Origin of the sequence: Pseudoalteromonas sp. SR45-4 (assembly GCF_014163535.1) — a bacterium.
Classification (GTDB): domain Bacteria; phylum Pseudomonadota; class Gammaproteobacteria; order Enterobacterales; family Alteromonadaceae; genus Pseudoalteromonas; species Pseudoalteromonas nigrifaciens.
Genome location: NZ_JACJDO010000006.1, coordinates 91,312 through 108,225, shown reverse-complemented (window position 1 = coordinate 108,225; position 16,914 = coordinate 91,312). Strand labels below are relative to the sequence as shown.

Sequence of the window (16,914 nt, the reverse complement as noted above, 5' to 3'; positions counted from 1 at the left end):
TTAGCGATGCGTAACTATCAAAATAGATTAAAACGCGGCTTTAGCCGACAAGGTCCCGATTATCGTTTTGACGATCAAGTTGATTTTAGCGATATAAGAGACACTTTTGGTTTTAGATCTATGGTGGTAGGTAAATGGGTAAACAAAGAAGAGCGCTACATTAGTGCAAATTTAATTTATGATGCACTTGCCGACTTAGCACAAATACTGCACTTACCACCTAAAGCAATTGGCCTGCGCGGTAAACTCAATTTTGCGTTTGGTGCTGGCGGACAAAAGCATGTACAAGCACATTATAATGCAGCTAGCCAAACGCTTGCACTTGCAAAAAATGCCGGCGGTGGTGCGCTCGCCCATGAATGGTTTCATGCTTTTGATCATCATATAAGTGAGCATTTATTTGCAGCAAAACCCCGCTTTGGTTTTGCGTCTAAACTGTGGTTATCAAACACGCCTAATTTATCGCATCCGCTCAATAATACGCTTAATGACTTTTACAAAAACGTGTTTTTAGATGCACAGGGCATTGCTGCAAACCGATTTGTACAAACGTGCATTGAATACGATAAAGCAAAAAATATGAATTACATGAGTATGCCCGAGGAGCTAGCAGCGCGTTGCTTTGAAGCCTGTATAGCCAGCCACCCGCATATAAAAAATAGCTTTTTAGTCAGTGGGCTAAAAAGTAGTGATTTAATATACCCAGATGATGAGCACATTAACGCTGCAAATAAAGCGCTTAACCAATATTTTGAATTACTGGGTTATGCGCTTCATAAGTTAGATGAGTAAAGTGCTTTATTTAATCATTACCTGTCATCGCTAATACGACTTGCTACGGCACTGTTTTGATCTTTGTACTTAGCATCTTTACGCGTATTGTAAGGATTAGCACAAGGGCCTGTAAGTGTTTCAAAACTCATAGCACCAATTTTCATCATAGGTCTTAGTGCTAAAGGGAGTTTACCTGAGTTATAAAACTCTAAAACAATATTACCACTCCAACCGGGATCAATTCGATGCGCGGTTACATGCACCATTAAACCTAATCGTGCCAGCGATGAACGTCCATCTAGCCAGCCTACAATGTCTGCTGGCAGTGTTACTTTTTCATAGGTAATAGCCAGTGCAAGCTCGCCTGGGTGTAAAAAAAATGCTTCGCCTTCATCTAGCACAATTTCGTCGCTCATGATTGACTCCATGGCTTTATTGAGCTGATCTTTAGGGCCACTTAAATCTACATATGCTGCTGTATGTGCATGAAAAGTTCTAAATTTATTACCTAAGCGTAAGTCAGCAGTAACACCCGAAATCATCTCATCTGTAGGTGCAGGCTCAATAACAATACGGCCATCGTTTAGGTATTCTTTAATATGTGTATCTGAAAGTCTCATGGTGTATTAATCATCCGTAATCACAATCTCTACCGAGTTGTGATGCTGTTGATAGTAAAGCGTGCTGGCTATAAGCCGCGCTGCTGCGCTGTAAGTTTTGCTTATTGCTGCAGTGTTATCGCAAGCAATAAGTTTGCCCTGCTCAGAGTATTCTCGAATATCTATTGCAAGCGGAATATGTGATAGAACAGGAACGCCGTGCTTGTGTGCTAGTTTTTGTGCGCCATCTTTACCAAATACGTGGTTTGCCTCGCCGCAGTGGCTGCAAATGTAATGGCTCATATTTTCAATTAAGCCCAGCACTGGCACGTTTACTTTATTAAACATGGCGATGCCTTTTTGCGCATCGGCTAAGGCTAAATCTTGGGGTGTGGTAACAATTACTGTGCCACTTGCCGGTACTTTTTGGCTCATAGTAAGTTGAATGTCACCCGTACCTGGTGGCATATCAACAATAAGGTAGTCAAGCTCGCCCCAATCAGTTTCATTTAGTAGCTGGCTAAGCGCCCCCGATGCCATAGGACCGCGCCATACAGTGGCGTCATCGCTGGGTACTAAAAAGCCGATTGATTGTGCTTTAATACCGTTTGCATCAAAAGGCTGTAACTGTTTGTTATCCTTAGTGATGGGCTCTGCGCCTACCAAGCCTAAAAGCATAGGGATTGACGGGCCATAAATGTCGGCATCTAAAATACCAACTTTTGCGCCTTCGCTGTGCAGCGCGCCTGCTAAATTAACAGCAGTAGTCGATTTACCCACCCCGCCTTTACCTGAAGCAATAAGCACAATATGTTTAATTGTTTTAAATTTTGCAGGCTCTTTAAGCTCTACCGTGGCCGACACAGTTACTGCCACCTTGAGAGCGTTAGTAACATGCTCTGCCACCATTGGCATTTCTGACTGTGCAGCAAATGGCAAAATTAAATTAATAGTGAGCGATTTATCGTCGTTTTGGGTGATATTCTTAATGAAGCTTTCATCAATACCCACAGCAAAAGCGGCACTACGATACGCGGCTAAAGCAGCAAAGATCGGTTGTTTTTGCACCGATTTAGAAGAGAATAGTTTCGACAGTCCAAACATAGTAATTAAATAACGTTTCTTTGATGAAAAGTGCCTCGGAATTATGTAACATTCAGGGCATTAACACCAGTCAATTAATACAAATCCACAAGCTGTTGCGTTGTTAGCGCTTAGCTTGTAAATAAATTAATGATTTTCATCCGTTCCTTAATAGGAACCGTCAATTCGGAATGATTATGGCACAGCGAAAGATCCTGATTACCAGCGCATTACCTTATGCAAATGGCCCTACTCACTTAGGTCATTTATTGGAATATATTCAAACTGATATTTGGTCACGTTTTCAAAAACTACAAGGCCACGAAGCCTATTATGTTTGCGCCGACGATGCCCATGGCACGCCTATTATGCTTAACGCGCAAAAGCAAGGGATCACGCCTGAAGAAGCGGTAGAAAAAGTAAGTATTGAGCGTCAACGCGACTTTGCCGACTTTAATATTAAGTTTGATAATTATCACAGTACCCACAGCCAAGAAAACAAAGAGCTGAGTGAGCTTATTTATAATCGCCTAAACGATGCAGGGCATATTAAAAGGCACACTATTTCGCAGTTATTCGACCCAGAAAAAGGCATATTTTTACCCGATCGCTTTGTAACCGGTACGTGCCCAACCTGTAAGTCTGAAAATCAAAATGGCGACAACTGCGACTCATGTGGTGCAACATATAGTCCTACAGATTTAATTAACCCGCGCTCGGTTATGTCTGGTGCTGAGCCTATTTTAAAAGACTCTGAGCATTACTTTTTTGATCTGCCAGCATTTGAAGGCATGTTAAAAGAGTGGTTACACTCGGGTACTATTCAGCAAGAAATGGCTAACAAGCTTGATGAATGGTTTACTGATGGCCTGCAACAGTGGGATATTAGCCGTGATGCGCCTTACTTTGGTTTTGAAATACCAAACGCACCAGGTAAATACTTCTACGTTTGGTTAGATGCGCCTATTGGTTATATGGCCAGCTTTAAAAACCTGTGTGATAAAAAAGGTATCGACTTTGATGCTTTTTGGGCTGCAGATTCAGACGCTGAGCTTTACCACTTTATTGGTAAAGACATTATTTATTTTCATAGTTTATTTTGGCCAGCAATGTTAGAAGGCGCTAACTTTAGAAAGCCAACTAACGTATTTGCCCACGGTTTTGTTACCGTAAATGGCGAAAAAATGTCTAAATCGAAAGGCACGTTTATTAAAGCTCGTACTTATTTAGATAATTTAAACCCAGAATATTTACGTTACTATTACGCGGCAAAATTAAGCGGCGGCATTGTTGATCTTGATTTAAACCTAGAAGACTTTGCGCAACGCGTAAACTCAGACCTAGTAGGTAAAGTAGTAAATATAGCAAGCCGTTGTGCAGGCTTTATTACTAAAAAGTTTGATGGCAAGCTAAGCGCAACCGTTATGCAACCCCAGTTGCTTAAAGAATTTCAAGCAGCTGCACCAAGCATTACAGCCCATTACGAAAACCGTGAGTTTAGCCGTGCAATTCGTGAAATAATGGCGCTTGCCGACAAAGCAAACCAATTTATAGATGCCGCAGCACCTTGGGTACTCATTAAAGACGAAACTAAACAACAAGAAGCGCACGAAGTTTGCTCATTAGGGCTTAACTTATTCCGCGTGTTAATTACCTACTTAAAGCCTGTACTGCCTGAAATGGCCGATAACGTAGAAGCATTCTTAAATGACGACCTTGCATGGGACGGTGTGCAAAATGCATTAGTAAGCCACCCAATCAATAAATTTAAACCGTTAATGCAACGTGTAGAAATGGACAAAGTAAATAAAATGGTTGAGGAGTCAAAAGAAAGCTTAGAATCAAAAGTGACCATTGACCCTAATAGCCCACTGGCTAAAGAGCCAATTTGTGATGAAATTGAATTTGACGACTTTGCAAAAGTAGACTTACGCGTAGCAAAAATTGCTAAAGCTGAGCACGTAGAAGGCGCCGATAAACTACTTAAGCTAACACTTGATTTAGGCGGCGAAACGCGCCAAGTGTTTGCGGGTATCAAATCGGCTTACGCTCCAGAGGATATTGAAGGTAAGCTTACTGTTATGGTTGCTAACCTTAAACCACGAAAAATGCGTTTTGGTATGTCAGAAGGCATGGTATTAGCTGCAGGGCCTGGCGGTAAAGAGATTTACATTCTTAACCCAGACGACGGCTCAGAGCCTGGCATGCGTGTAATGTAAGCTTTGCTTATAAATTTATATTTGCGTTAATATTTTTGTTAATGTAAAAAGCCGCTGAATTTATTAGCGGCTTTTTTATTAACCCAGCTTGTAGGTTATATTTATTTTAGCTAAATGAATAACTAAGCATTGCGAGCTAATATAAATTATCCAATTTATATACCTAATTTGTGGAAAGTACCCTTCACCGCTATTCCCATAAATCCAATATAAACCAATTAATGCATCGGCAATTGCCGCTAATACTAACCCTAAACTAACCAGCCATACTCCCAAAGGTGCGTTTAACCCGCGATATGTATTAAGCAGCACTAAACTCATTAATCCCACACTGGTTATAACAAAACTATGAAGCCCGGTTAATAGCAGTACATAATAACCTGCCTCTGGAATATGCATAAAATAAAAACAAAGCAGCGATATTAATAGCGTGCCCCCTAAATAAGCAGCCACATAATATAATGGATACATAACTAAACTACGGCTCGCCAACAACACAGCAATAAAGAGTAAGCTGTATCCGGGTACAAAAAACCATACAGAGTCAGCTAAATAGTCGTGCTTAATTACCTCGTTATAACGGTAATATTGATTATTTAAATTAAAATTTACCACGTCTCCACAAATGCATAGCACTAAGGAGGCTATGCATAATAAGGCAATATAACGTTGTTGTTTGTTTTTAGTGTGTTTATATACCCAGCAGGTAATACTGGCGCTATTAAATAACAAAATAATTAAGGTTATTATTTCAATAGCTAAAAGCACTTTACTCTGTGGTGAAGGCCATAAACCATATATACCTGCAGCTCCCACAAAAAGAGCCGCTAACCAAGCTAAAAACGAAAGCGTAATGTGTTTATTCATAAAACAAATCCAGTAAGCTGTTTTACGTTATTGTTTATTTTTGTCAGGTGTAGATTCTGCTTTCATAGTTTGCATCTCTTTTTCTGCTTTTAGCTTACATACGGCCAACTGCTCTAAACGCATACTTTTAATTGCTTCTAGCGGATCATCAAGCGGTTTACTTTGCTGCGATAATGCATATATAGCACTGTCATCATTTTTAGTTGTCATTATTAGCTACCTTTTATGTAATTTATATTTTGGGTTTATCATCATTTAGCTAAGCTCTTTTCAGCTATAATTTATACAGTACTTAAATTAACCAGATATCCGGATAATTAGCGATAGAAAAGCTTGAATAAATTATTGCTCAGCTGTACATTAGAATCATCTAATGTACAAAGGTGTATTATGCGCTCTATTTTATTATTTACCAGCTTGGTTGTTTCATCAAGCGTATTAGCTAATAGCGACGATGCATACTTTGCTCGCAGCACTGTTAAAGCATTTTCAACTGATTTAAAAAATGTTTTAGTAAGTACCATGAAAGCGAGCGGGCCTGTTGCAGCAATTGAAGTATGTAATATCAGTGCGCCAGCTATTGCACTACAACACAGTGCTAAAGAGTGGGAAATTAGTCGTACATCATTAAAAGTGCGCAATCCTAATAACCAAGCTAACGAGTGGTTAAATTCAATACTGCTCGATTTTGAGCAGCGTAAAGAAAATGGCGAACCTATAGCAAATATTGAACATCAAGAACAAAAAGCCGATGCTTGGTATTTAGTCAAAGCAATTCCTACTGGGCAGGCTTGCTTAGCCTGCCATGGTAGTGAATTAAAGCCTGAAGTAAAAAACAAATTAACTGAGCTTTATCCAAGCGATAAAGCGACTGGTTTTAATTTGGGCGATATACGAGGCGCTTTTGTTGTAAAAAAGCACCCTTAAATACTATTACTATTCAAACTGTTAAACCTCTTACCCTGAGTGCTGATTAAGTATTAATATTGGGGTTACCGCCTTATTTAACACATATTAAAGTAAGTGTTCTACAGGCAGGTAGCCAAATAACCAAGCCTGAATACGTACCCAGGTGCTGGCCTCTGGCTCAGAGTTTTTACTTACCACTTTAGTGGGTGTAATTGATTCATCTAACCACAGTAAGTCGTGATTAAAACCCCACCAATTCTCAGTTTTAGTGACATCTAATAGCCATGCATGGCGAGGTAACTCTTCTAAAAATATATCTGCTGCTGTGCTTGCCATTTTGTCACTGTAAATTACAACACCTATTTCGGTATTTAAATTAATTGAACGTGGATCTAAGTTCATTGAGCCAACAAAAAGCGTATTACGATCAAAAATCATTGTTTTAGCATGTAAGCTCGCTTTTGATGAACCAGCTAAATCGGTGATTTTTTTATGTTTTGCTTTATCTTTAGATTTAATTTTAGGCTTAGACTTAGGTTTTACTGTAGCGCGTAACTCCCATAATTTAACGCCCGCCTCTATAAGTGACTCACGATAGTTTGCATAGCCGGCGTGCACAACGGGTACGTCGTTGGCCGAGAGCGAATTGGTTAAAATGGTCACATTAGCACCGGTATTAATCCAACGTTTTAAGCTTGCAACGCCTGCATCACCGGGAATAAAATAAGGTGAAACAATTAATGCTTCACTATGTGCATCATTAAGTAAATTACTTAATGCTGGGGCCATATAACCGGTATTATCATCACTCACATTCATTATTTTATCAGGATGATCGTATACTAATTCAGAGTTTGCCCAGTAAAGTGCTAGCTGTCCGCGTAGCAAATTATCAATAATATCCAGTGACTCTAAACGCCGTAGATAGGCTTTACTTTGCTCACTAGTATATATTTTAGCGAGTTGTTTTCGTACTTGTTCTAGTTTAGCTGCACTCGATGCAGGCGCTATATATTTAATCGCTACCGAGAGTGAATGATTCCAATATAAATCAAATGCAGTGGCCACACGCGGGGCAAATTCCCCCACGCCAAGTACATCTAAATCAGAAAAGTTAGTGTAAATATTGGCAGAAAAATAAGTATCTCCAATATTACGGCCACCAATAATAGCCGCCTGATTATCAACAATAAACGACTTGTTATGCATGCGCCTATTGATCTGTTTAAAATTAGTTAAAAAATCAACATAAGGTAAAGTGCGATTTGAAAACGGATTAAATAACCGTACTGACACATTAGGGTGTTGTACCAAGGCACTAAATAAAGCGTCTTGGCTCTCGTGGCCAAAGTCATCTAGTAACATGCGTACCCGCACGCCTCTATCGGCTGCACGAAGTAAGTAATGAGTGAATATTTTGGCCGTAGTATCGTTATGAAATAAGTAATACTGCACATCAATAGACATTTCGGCTTTTTCTATTAATAACAGCCTAGTTGCAAATGCATCAAGGCCATCACCAAGTAGATAGAACCCTGAGCTCGCAGGGTGTTTACTCGCCTCTAATGCTATGCCTTTAGCTAAGCTAGTATTTTGCGTTTTGCTAAATGCATAGTTAGGTTCGGCTTGAACCTTAGGATAACTAGCGCAACCAAAAAGCATGCTTATAACCATAAATAAACAAAGGGAAATTGCCGATAAATATCGCATAAATGCTATCAGTTCTCATAATATGTGAGCCTAGTTATATAGGTGATTTAAATGATTATACTATTATTGGGCTGGTTTCTCGATAGTGTTGACTTTACTTGCCCTTTTTTTAACTGAGTAAATTGTAAAAGGTAGCATAATTAATTGATTTAATAAAAAACCAAATACTAGCCCAAACGCAATACCGGTAAAAGTAAGCGGTATGCCTAATTTAAAGTTATCAATAGTATTTTTTAATATATCAAAACGGGTGGGAGTAAACATATAAATTAGTTTTTCAAAAAAGTTACCCTGTTTAAATATAGTCATTCCACCTTCTAAATCTGCAAATAAATCAAGGGTTAACAGCTTTTGTTGTGCATCAGTTTTAACACTTGGCTCGCTATTGCGTAAGTGTCTATCAATCATTGCTTTAACACTGGGAAATGCATGCATTTGGGCGGTGGCTTTATAACCATCAACTTGCCATTTTGTTGCCTGATACAAGCCTGCTAAATGTTGCTGATAATGATCCGTAAGTTGCGGTACTTGCAACGCTATAATTAACGCAACAGCAAAGGTTAGCTTATCAAATATTCTTACTATCATGATTAATTCCCCTTAGCATTTGCGTATTAAAGTTAAAAGTCTATTTATAAATTTAATCTAAAAAGCGATCACTTATGTCCTCTGCTGGCAACCAACAAGCATTTGTACGCCCAAACCACTTATAACGTCTAGCACCAATAAAATCATAACCCCAATCTCGTAATGGCCGAGGTATTATGAGTAACACTTGCAACAACGGCCATAAACCCGATAACTGCCCAGCAGTACGAAGTGCCGCTGTTGACTTGAACCAAATGCCACTATCGTCAATAAGCACCACAGAACCCAGCTTACTTGTAGCTTCACTTCCCTGCTGCTTAAGTAAGTTTTTTGCTACAGTTGACTGCAATGACGCAAAGCGAAATTTTTTATATGGATCATGCTCAATCACGAAGCGTACCGAGCCTGTGCATAAATTGCATACGCCATCGAACAGTAATATAGGGTTTTTTTTAGTCTTTAAGCTCATATTAATGACTCTGCTGAACAGGTGTTAAAAAATAGCAGGAATATCAAGCTACTATAATTACCATCAATTTACATTCGTTTTATTACTTTATGCAATACAACTCAATGGGTATAACCCGGGTTTTTATTTAGCTGCTAAAATACAAACACGCTTATTCAAGCGCTTTTAATAATCGATCAGTTCGCGGTAAATAATAGTTATCGTAATCAAGCGATACAATTACTCGCTCTGCTTTACCTAACATTTCGCTACGCGGGATCAAGCCTATTACGCGAGAATCGGCACTGTTATCGCGGTTATCCCCCATGGCTAAATAGTAATTATTCGGGATTGTGATTTTATCAAACCCTGCTAATCGCGACGCTCTATTGGCTACTCTTATTGAGTGTTTATGACCGTTTAAGTTTTCAATTTTATCAAGTGAACCTAAATTACTGTGCAAACTAGCATAGTTAAGCTTTTTACCATTAATAATAAGCTCGTTATGCTCAAGCGACACAGTATCGCCAGGTACGCCTATTACCCGCTTTATTAAGCGGTTATCAGCTTTTTTTGAATCAAATACTATGATATCACCTGCTTGTGGGTCGCCTAACTTCATTAGTGGTATATGCGTAAAGGGTAAGCGTAAGTCGTAAGCCATTTTATTTGTTAAAACTCTGTCGCCTACTTCAATGGTGGGCCGCATAGAGCCTGTAGGTACTTCGTACCAATCGGCAACTGCACTTCTAAATACGCTCATTAACGCTATAAATATGATTAATGAACGGTTATTTTTCCAAAATTTAATCAGTGTTTTCATACAATATTCCCACCATTTTATCGACTAAAACTAAGACGCTAAAAATCAATAGCAGTTCAATTGCTAATGTAACAAAACATGTTTAAGGTGAGCTAAAATACCAAGGTATAAGGTTATACCTTGGTTAAAAGTGCGGAGGGATTACTGATTTAACTTATCTTTTGCGGCTTGTACTTTCGAAAAGTCTAAACCTAACTCGTCTGTCGCTTCTTTAATTAAGTGCGGCTGAGTCATCACTACTGCCATTAGTTGCTGTAGTTTTTCAGGTGGTATACCAAGTTGTTGCACCATGGCCATTGCCATCATTGGGTTTTGCGTTAATGCTTCAAATAGCTCGGCTATTTGCTCGTCGCTAACATTATGCTCTTTTAAAGTGGCGATAATTGGATTCATTATTAACCTTATTATGTGTGTTATAACTAAATTATATTGACTACCAGAGACATAAACAATGCCTATACATTACACTACTGGTTTATTCTACACTTAACACTACTTTACCGGCGTTTTCATTGCGCTCTAAAATAGCATGAGCCTCGCTTGCTTGGCTCCAAGGTAGCACTTTATATAAATTAAAATCGTAGCTTTTACTTGCAATATCGCTATAAAAACGCGCTACAAAATCATCTCTTAATGCGCGTTTAAACTCTATACTACGGTTTCTAAGTGTTGATGCATGAAACGAGATACGTTTTTGCAGTAAACGGGCAAAATCAACTTCAGCAAAACGACCATCTAAAAATGCCAACATTACAATTTGGCAATCCATAGCCGCAACAGCCGCATTTTTGTTTAAATAACTACCCGAAACAGGATCTACAATTGTGTTAGCCGTTAGGTTATTAGCCTTCATATATTCTACAAAATCAGTGGTTTTATAGTTTATAGCATGATCGGCGCCCAGTGCTTTGGCATGTGCACATTTTTCATCTGAACCTGCGGTTATAACCACAGTTGCCCCTGCGCTTTTAGCCATTTGAATTGCAGCACCACCCACACCGCTTGCACCTGCATGAATTAACGCCGTTTGCCCAGCTTGTAATTTACCTAATTCAAACAAAGCACCAAATGCTGTTAAATATACTTCACTTATTGCAGCGCCCTCTCTCATAGACACGTCATCTGGTAACTCCATTAGCTGTTTGGCATCAACCGCAACATATTCACTGTAAGCACCACCAGCACATAAAGCAAAAACGCGTTTATTAAGCCAAATTTTATCAACTTTACCACCAATATCGCAAACGATGCCTGCGCACTCTAATCCTAATATTTGGCTGTCGTCTTTTGGCGCCGGATACTTACCTTGGCGTTGCATACAATCGGCGCGATTTACACCAATGGCGGCTACTTTTACCAGTACTTCATGGCTCTTTAAAACCGGTTTATTGGTTTCACTAAATGCAAGTATGCCATCTTCATGAGAAATGTATTTCATTGCCACTCCTAAGCTTTATATAACTAAACGCTATTACTAAACGTTGCATAACTAAATTAATGTAATTTGTATATGGGGATCAAAACACCTTATTTAAAGCGCCAACTTTGTTTATATGGATACACGTCGGGTAAATAGCCTTGTTGTACCTGTTGTTGGCACGTTTGCCAAAACTGGGCGTTAAATAAATCGCTGTGATGACTATTAAAAGCATTAAATGCCAATTCATTAGCACTAAAAAACACTTTAAATTGACTCGGAAAAATATCATTTGGCTCTATATCAAAATACGAGTCTGAACTTAGCTCTTCTAGCGCATTTTGCGTTTGCGGCACTTCTCTAAAGTTGCAATCGGTAAGTGGGCAAATTTCGTCATAATCATAAAAAACTACCCGCCCCCAGCGCGTAACACCAAAGTTTTTCATCAGCATATCCCCAGGGAAAATATTAGCACCGGCTAAGTCTTTAATTGCTCTGCCGTAATCTAGCATCACTTGTGCAAGTGCTTTGCTGTCGCAATCATTTATATATAAATTAAGCGGGGTCATTTTTCGCTCAACATAAACATGTTTTAAAATAAGCGCCTTGCCCGAAATAATTAAACTGGACCCAATGTGCTCTTTCATTTGTTGCAGTAACTGCTCGCTAAAGCGGCTCAAATCAAACGCTAAATACCTAAACTCATGCGTATCTACCAGTCGCCCTACTCTATCGGCTTGTTTTACAAAGTTGTATTTTTCTTTTACTTGCGCTTTAGTGGCGGTTTTTGGTGCGCTAAATTTATCTTTAATTACTTTATAAACATGGTCTGAGCCAGCAATAGTAAACACTAGCATTACCATACCCGGTGTACCTGGCGCAGCCACATACTTAAAGCTCGCGGGGCTATTTTTAGTGGTATCGACTTTATAACGATAAAACTCTGTTTTGGCATGTTTTATAAAGCCAATCGCATTAAATAGCTCAAAGCGCTGTTTATGCGGCATAAGTACACTTAAGTAATCTACATAACGCGCTGGTTGGTCGGTATCGACCATAAAATACGTGCGCGCAAATCCAAATAGTAAACTTAGCTGGTCGGCGCCCATCATTACCGCATCAATTTTAAGCCCCTTGGGGGTATTTAAAATGGCAATAGCAAAGGGCATATTATCGCCATTTTTAGCAATGCATCGGCCTATTAAGTAACAGGCTTTGTTTCTATAAAAATGTGAATATGCATATTCTATATAGCCGTCATTTAAGTTTATTAACTCATAAACTTGTCGACATTGTTGCTTAGCACCTTGCGTTAAAGTAGCCTGCAGGGTGGCAACATCTTGGTTTAAATTACTAAATGGCACTCTAAAAACCTGATTAGTGATCAGCGTTTTTATTGCGCTATTAAAGCCATGCTGCAATGAAATACGTTTAACTAAGCTGTCGTATGGTCGAGGTTGAGTACGATATTTAGCTTTTAATACAAATAAATGCACAGTACGTATTTTTTTATCGTCCCAAATAGCACCAAAGGTAGAATTAAAAAAAGTATGCGCTATTGGCTCGTTTTCATGATTTTTTACCATGTTGCCATAAATATTTTTAGCTAATTGCCAGGTCTGTGGACAGCTTAACTCCGCGTAGGCAATAACCTTTACCGCTTCACTTACACTTTTAACTTGGCGCTCATACACTTGTAAGCGCTCGCGCATAGCACTTTGTACCTCGTGATATTGTCGCTGTTCAAAGCGGCTTTGTGCGCCTAAGGTTATATTTAAAAAGGTGGCAAACATAGCTTCAAACCCAGCAAAAACGGCGCGCGCTAACTTAGTCGCAATCACATCTTGCACTGTACTATTTTGCAGTTTATTCGTTATTGTATCTGGCATATTTACTAGGCTTATTACGGCTATTATTTTTTAGTTGTTTACACCTTAGCAAGCAGGCTTTAATTTAGATAATTAATACAGTAAATAAATAAGATTGATTAAATGAATATAAGAAATGTCGATCTCAACTTGCTTGTGTACCTAAACGTACTAATAGACGAAAAAAGTGTTTCTAAAGCGGCTAATAAACTCGCACTTACCCAACCTGCTATGAGTAATGCGTTAAAGCGGCTGCGTGACTTATTTGACGACCCGCTTTTGGTGCGGGCTTCAGGCTCTATGGCGCCCACAGCAAAAGCGCTGGCACTAAAGCCCGAAATAGAGTTATTACTTAAAATGGCTGAAGAAATTACTCAGCCCACTGAGCTATTCGATCCGACAAGTGCCAAAGTAACGTTTAGAATTATGGCAAACGATTATTTAGAGTCGACGTTAATCGCCCCTTTTATAACTGAGCAGTTGAGTAAAAACCCAGGAATAAACTTTGATATACTCAGCCCAAGTGATGTAAATCTGCAAGATATGGAAAAAGGCACCATAGATTTAGCAATTAACCGCTTTAATGGCCTACCACGCTCGTTTCACCAAGCTACGGTTTGGCGCGATAACTATTGTTGTTTAACGCACCCCAATAATCAATTTTTACAACAGTCGAGCCTAGAAGATTACTTAAAAAGCGAACATATTTGGGTAAATCGTGCAGGTTGGGGGCCTGAGCCCGCTGTTACTAATAAATCTGGTAAGCAAAAGTTAGGATGGGTAGACGAAGCACTGTGGCAATTAGAACAAACTCGAAAAATACGCGTTTTTACACGCCACTATATGATTGCCAGTTTACTGTGCCAGTCAGATAAGTTAATTGCTACATTACCACGTCGCCAAGCTAAGCTGTTAACTACGCATACTAACTTGGTTATCAGCCCAGTACCTTTTCAAATTGTACCTATTGAGGTAAAAATGATCTGGAGCCCATTGTTGCATCATGCATCGGCGCACCAATGGTTACGCAGAGAACTACTGGAATTTGCAAAAACAATTGCCGACAGGTAGTAATACTAGTGCAAAGGTATATAAAATTTACAACGAGTAACTTGCACAGTAGGTGTTGCAAATTACTCGTTAAATTCGCCTAAACTTAGGCTTTAATGCGTATTAATAAGGCTTATAGCGCTGTACATGTTTCAATTGCATCACCCGTGCTACCATCTTGCATATGGCTAAACAGCGTGCCTTCAGAGCCAGTACCTGATGCTTTAGTCCAAAACTCGTACTTGTCATTCATATAGCGCGCACCACTGGCCGACACAGCAATCTTCATTTCGTATTCTGTACCTAAATAGTCAACTGTTGCAGTGTCTGTAGAGGGGTAAGTTACCGCCATTGTATTACCACTTTCACACTGATAGTTATGCACTATTACCGCTGTTTGTGCCGTGTTTTTTACGTCGGTGTGGCTGTTGTCTTGTGGCTCATTACCACAAGCCGAAAGCATTAATGTGGTGATAATAATAGCAGGAGCAAAAATTTTCATAGCAGTCTCTTTATTGTTAGTTAGTGGTTAAACCATTGCCTGTGTAACAAGGTTATTGTTAAGTGTTATCTGTTAACTTACTAATAATAGATACTTATACCAGTGTGGTTAAGCCTCTGTATCTAGTTTGTAAAATTAGCAACTGTGGCTACTGTAAGCTAATTAGGCTTAATGTAGCCTTGCTAAACACACTAAAATTCGTCGTAATTTAACAGTATTGATATAATCAATATCAGTTATTGAAAACAACAATTTTATTAATACTAGAGTTAGCGCTAGAGTGAAGTTAAGCCAACTAACTAAGAGTAATAATTATGCAAACTTCATCAAGCTTCACCCAACAAGACGGATTGTTTATTAATAGCCATTTTCATCAATTTATTGAGCAGCAGTTAGCACCACTAGCGGCGATGCCAAGCGATGATATTTATCAGGTACTTGCCACTTTAGTAGATGAATTTGGCTGTACTTGTCGTAAAACTAAACATAATGCGGATGATGTTTTAGACGTGCAAACATTGCTTAATGCTTATCAGCATAATAACCACCCTTATTGCAATGTAGACTCGCAAACAACAGAAGCTGTTCTGGATGAGCATTGCTGCCAAGTTCCGGCCATTATTGTAGTTGCGTTAATGGATACGCTTAGCGGCACATTTAATACCGACCAAGATGCACATGCTATTTATCATCGTGCTGCGCAGTTAACTAATCGTGCATGTACGCATCGCGTAAACCTTGTTAACGTATCTGCAGCCTAATAATGGTGTTGTTTAAAAGTGCTCGATGACCCTAAGTGCAAAATCTGTACAACTTAAGGGCATCGAGTTATGAGGCTCAGATAGCAAATCAAACGTAACCTCTCCCGCCGCTAACGTGCGCTCTAAGGCATTTTCTATTAAATTAGCCGCCTCATGCCACTGCATAAACTTAAGCATTAATACCGCACTTAAAATGCTGCTGCTCGGATTCGCTTTATTTTGCCCAGCAATACGCGCAAATGTACCGTGCGTGGGTTCAAAAAATGCTACCTCATTATTTAAATTAGCCGCCGGCATTATGCCTACTCCACCTACTTGTGCGCTAAGCATATCTGCTAAAAAGTCACCATTTTGATTAGTCGTTGCAACTACATCAAATTGCTCTGGGTGCATTAAACACTGCTGTAACATGTTATCGGCTATAACTTCTTTAATTATAAGTGGTGGCTGCCCTTGTCGTGGAATATGTAACCAACGGCCGTTTTCATCGTCAATGGCTTGGTATTCACGCTTAGCGAGTGCAAAGCCCCAGCGTTTAAATGCACCATCAGTAAATTTAAGCACATTACCTTTGTGCACTAAAGTCAGCGATTCGCTGTTATTTTTTAGCGCGTAATTAATTGCGTAACGTACTAGGCGCTCTGAGCCTTCTTTAGAAATGTTTTTAATGCCAATTCCGCATTCTTGGGTAAACCTTAAACGCGTAACCCCCATTTCTTCGCATAAAAAATCGAGTACTTTTTCGCTTTCAACACTACCAGCTTGCCACTCTATACCCGAGTAAACATCCTCACTGCTATCGCGCAACACAGTGATATTAGTTAAATAAGGATTTTTTAACGGCGATGGCAATGCACTAAAGCCTTTTATAGTGCGCATATTGACAAATAAATCCATTTCTTGTCTAAGTGCAACGTTAAGTGAGCGAAAACCACCACCCAAAGGAGTCGTTAATGGCCCCTTAATCGCTATTTTACATTCTCTTACTGCATTTATTGTTTCTTGTGGAAACCAATCACCATCATATAGTTTGGCTGCTTGCTCACCATTGTATACCTGCATCCAATGAATTTTTCGCTTTGCTTGGTAACAATGCGCTATCGCGCTATCAACCACTTTTCGCATTACAGGCATCACATCTTGGCCTACTCCATCACCATCAATGTAAGCAATAATAGGTTGCAACGGAATTTGCCATTGGCCATTTTTTGCTATTTTTATGCTTTGCCCCTGTTCGGGCACATTAATATGTTGATACTGCAAAGCTAACATCCATCAAAAGTACATTACCCTCGA

General features: G+C 39.3%; 18 protein-coding genes. 5 read left to right on the top strand and 13 right to left on the bottom strand.

Annotation, left to right across the window (positions count from 1 at the left end):
• Positions 1–6: 6 nt before the first annotated feature.
• Positions 7–792 (top strand): CLCA_X family protein, encoded by a 786-nt coding sequence (locus H5058_RS04720; protein WP_182677101.1) that lies wholly within the window; start codon positions 7–9, stop codon positions 790–792.
• 17 nt (positions 793–809) lie between these two features.
• Here H5058_RS04720 and dcd read toward each other — a convergent pair whose 3' ends face one another.
• Positions 810–1,394, bottom strand: coding sequence for a dCTP deaminase (gene dcd, locus H5058_RS04715; RefSeq protein ID WP_011328000.1), 585 nt, complete (start codon positions 1,392–1,394; stop codon positions 810–812).
• A 6-nt stretch (positions 1,395–1,400) separates the two neighbouring features.
• Positions 1,401–2,477 (bottom strand): iron-sulfur cluster carrier protein ApbC, encoded by a 1,077-nt coding sequence (gene apbC / locus H5058_RS04710; RefSeq protein ID WP_182677099.1) that lies wholly within the window; start codon positions 2,475–2,477, stop codon positions 1,401–1,403.
• Positions 2,478–2,653: 176 nt separating this feature from the next.
• On the opposite strand from apbC, the gene metG reads away from it, so the two are divergent.
• Positions 2,654–4,675, top strand: coding sequence for a methionine--tRNA ligase (gene metG / locus H5058_RS04705; protein ID WP_011327998.1), 2,022 nt, complete (start codon positions 2,654–2,656; stop codon positions 4,673–4,675).
• Positions 4,676–4,753: 78 nt separating this feature from the next.
• Here the strand turns inward: metG and H5058_RS04700 are convergent, their stop codons facing one another.
• Both H5058_RS04700 and H5058_RS04695 read right to left on the bottom strand, forming a co-directional pair.
• Entirely contained in the window at positions 4,754–5,542 is a 789-nt protein-coding gene (locus H5058_RS04700) for a hypothetical protein (protein WP_182677097.1), read from the bottom strand.
• A gap of 27 nt (positions 5,543–5,569) precedes the next feature.
• The gene (locus tag H5058_RS04695) at positions 5,570–5,752 is read right to left on the bottom strand and encodes a hypothetical protein (RefSeq protein ID WP_182677095.1); all 183 of its coding nucleotides are present in this window, start codon (positions 5,750–5,752) and stop codon (positions 5,570–5,572) included.
• A 180-nt stretch (positions 5,753–5,932) separates the two neighbouring features.
• On the opposite strand from H5058_RS04695, the gene H5058_RS04690 reads away from it, so the two are divergent.
• Positions 5,933–6,469, top strand: coding sequence for a DUF3365 domain-containing protein (locus H5058_RS04690; RefSeq protein WP_182677093.1), 537 nt, complete (start codon positions 5,933–5,935; stop codon positions 6,467–6,469).
• A gap of 87 nt (positions 6,470–6,556) precedes the next feature.
• Here the strand turns inward: H5058_RS04690 and H5058_RS04685 are convergent, their stop codons facing one another.
• The 7 genes from H5058_RS04685 to aceK form a co-directional block, all read right to left on the bottom strand.
• Complete coding sequence (locus H5058_RS04685) at positions 6,557–8,113, bottom strand: phospholipase D family protein (protein ID WP_182677091.1); 1,557 nt, start codon at positions 8,111–8,113, stop codon at positions 6,557–6,559.
• Between the two features lie 111 nt (positions 8,114–8,224).
• Positions 8,225–8,749 (bottom strand): DUF2937 family protein, encoded by a 525-nt coding sequence (locus tag H5058_RS04680; RefSeq protein WP_089368178.1) that lies wholly within the window; start codon positions 8,747–8,749, stop codon positions 8,225–8,227.
• 52 nt (positions 8,750–8,801) lie between these two features.
• Positions 8,802–9,218 carry a thiol-disulfide oxidoreductase DCC family protein gene (locus H5058_RS04675; protein ID WP_182677089.1) on the bottom strand — a complete coding sequence of 139 codons (417 nt, stop codon included), beginning with the start codon at positions 9,216–9,218 and terminating at the stop codon, positions 8,802–8,804.
• Positions 9,219–9,369: 151 nt separating this feature from the next.
• A complete protein-coding gene (lepB, locus tag H5058_RS04670) occupies positions 9,370–10,020 on the bottom strand; it encodes a signal peptidase I (protein ID WP_182677087.1) in 651 nt (216 codons plus the stop codon).
• Between the two features lie 141 nt (positions 10,021–10,161).
• On the bottom strand, positions 10,162–10,413 hold the full coding sequence (locus tag H5058_RS04665; protein ID WP_058373242.1) for a DUF2999 domain-containing protein: 252 nt from the start codon (positions 10,411–10,413) through the stop codon (positions 10,162–10,164).
• 82 nt (positions 10,414–10,495) lie between these two features.
• Positions 10,496–11,458: a zinc-binding dehydrogenase gene (locus H5058_RS04660; protein ID WP_086995580.1), complete on the bottom strand. Its 963-nt coding sequence runs from the start codon at positions 11,456–11,458 to the stop codon at positions 10,496–10,498.
• Between the two features lie 89 nt (positions 11,459–11,547).
• Entirely contained in the window at positions 11,548–13,326 is a 1,779-nt protein-coding gene (gene aceK, locus H5058_RS04655) for a bifunctional isocitrate dehydrogenase kinase/phosphatase (RefSeq protein WP_011327988.1), read from the bottom strand.
• 102 nt (positions 13,327–13,428) lie between these two features.
• Between aceK and H5058_RS04650 the strand changes: the two genes are divergently transcribed.
• Entirely contained in the window at positions 13,429–14,376 is a 948-nt protein-coding gene (locus H5058_RS04650; protein WP_011327987.1) for a LysR family transcriptional regulator, read from the top strand.
• Positions 14,377–14,488: 112 nt separating this feature from the next.
• Here H5058_RS04650 and H5058_RS04645 read toward each other — a convergent pair whose 3' ends face one another.
• A complete protein-coding gene (locus H5058_RS04645) occupies positions 14,489–14,857 on the bottom strand; it encodes an MliC family protein (protein ID WP_011327986.1) in 369 nt (122 codons plus the stop codon).
• 314 nt (positions 14,858–15,171) lie between these two features.
• Here H5058_RS04645 and H5058_RS04640 point away from each other — a divergent pair, with 314 nt between their 5' ends.
• Positions 15,172–15,618, top strand: coding sequence for a hypothetical protein (locus H5058_RS04640; RefSeq protein ID WP_086995586.1), 447 nt, complete (start codon positions 15,172–15,174; stop codon positions 15,616–15,618).
• Positions 15,619–15,630: 12 nt separating this feature from the next.
• On the opposite strand, the gene icd is transcribed toward H5058_RS04640, so the two are convergent.
• Complete coding sequence (gene icd / locus H5058_RS04635) at positions 15,631–16,881, bottom strand: NADP-dependent isocitrate dehydrogenase (protein ID WP_041454683.1); 1,251 nt, start codon at positions 16,879–16,881, stop codon at positions 15,631–15,633.
• Between the last annotated feature and the right edge of the window lie 33 nt (positions 16,882–16,914).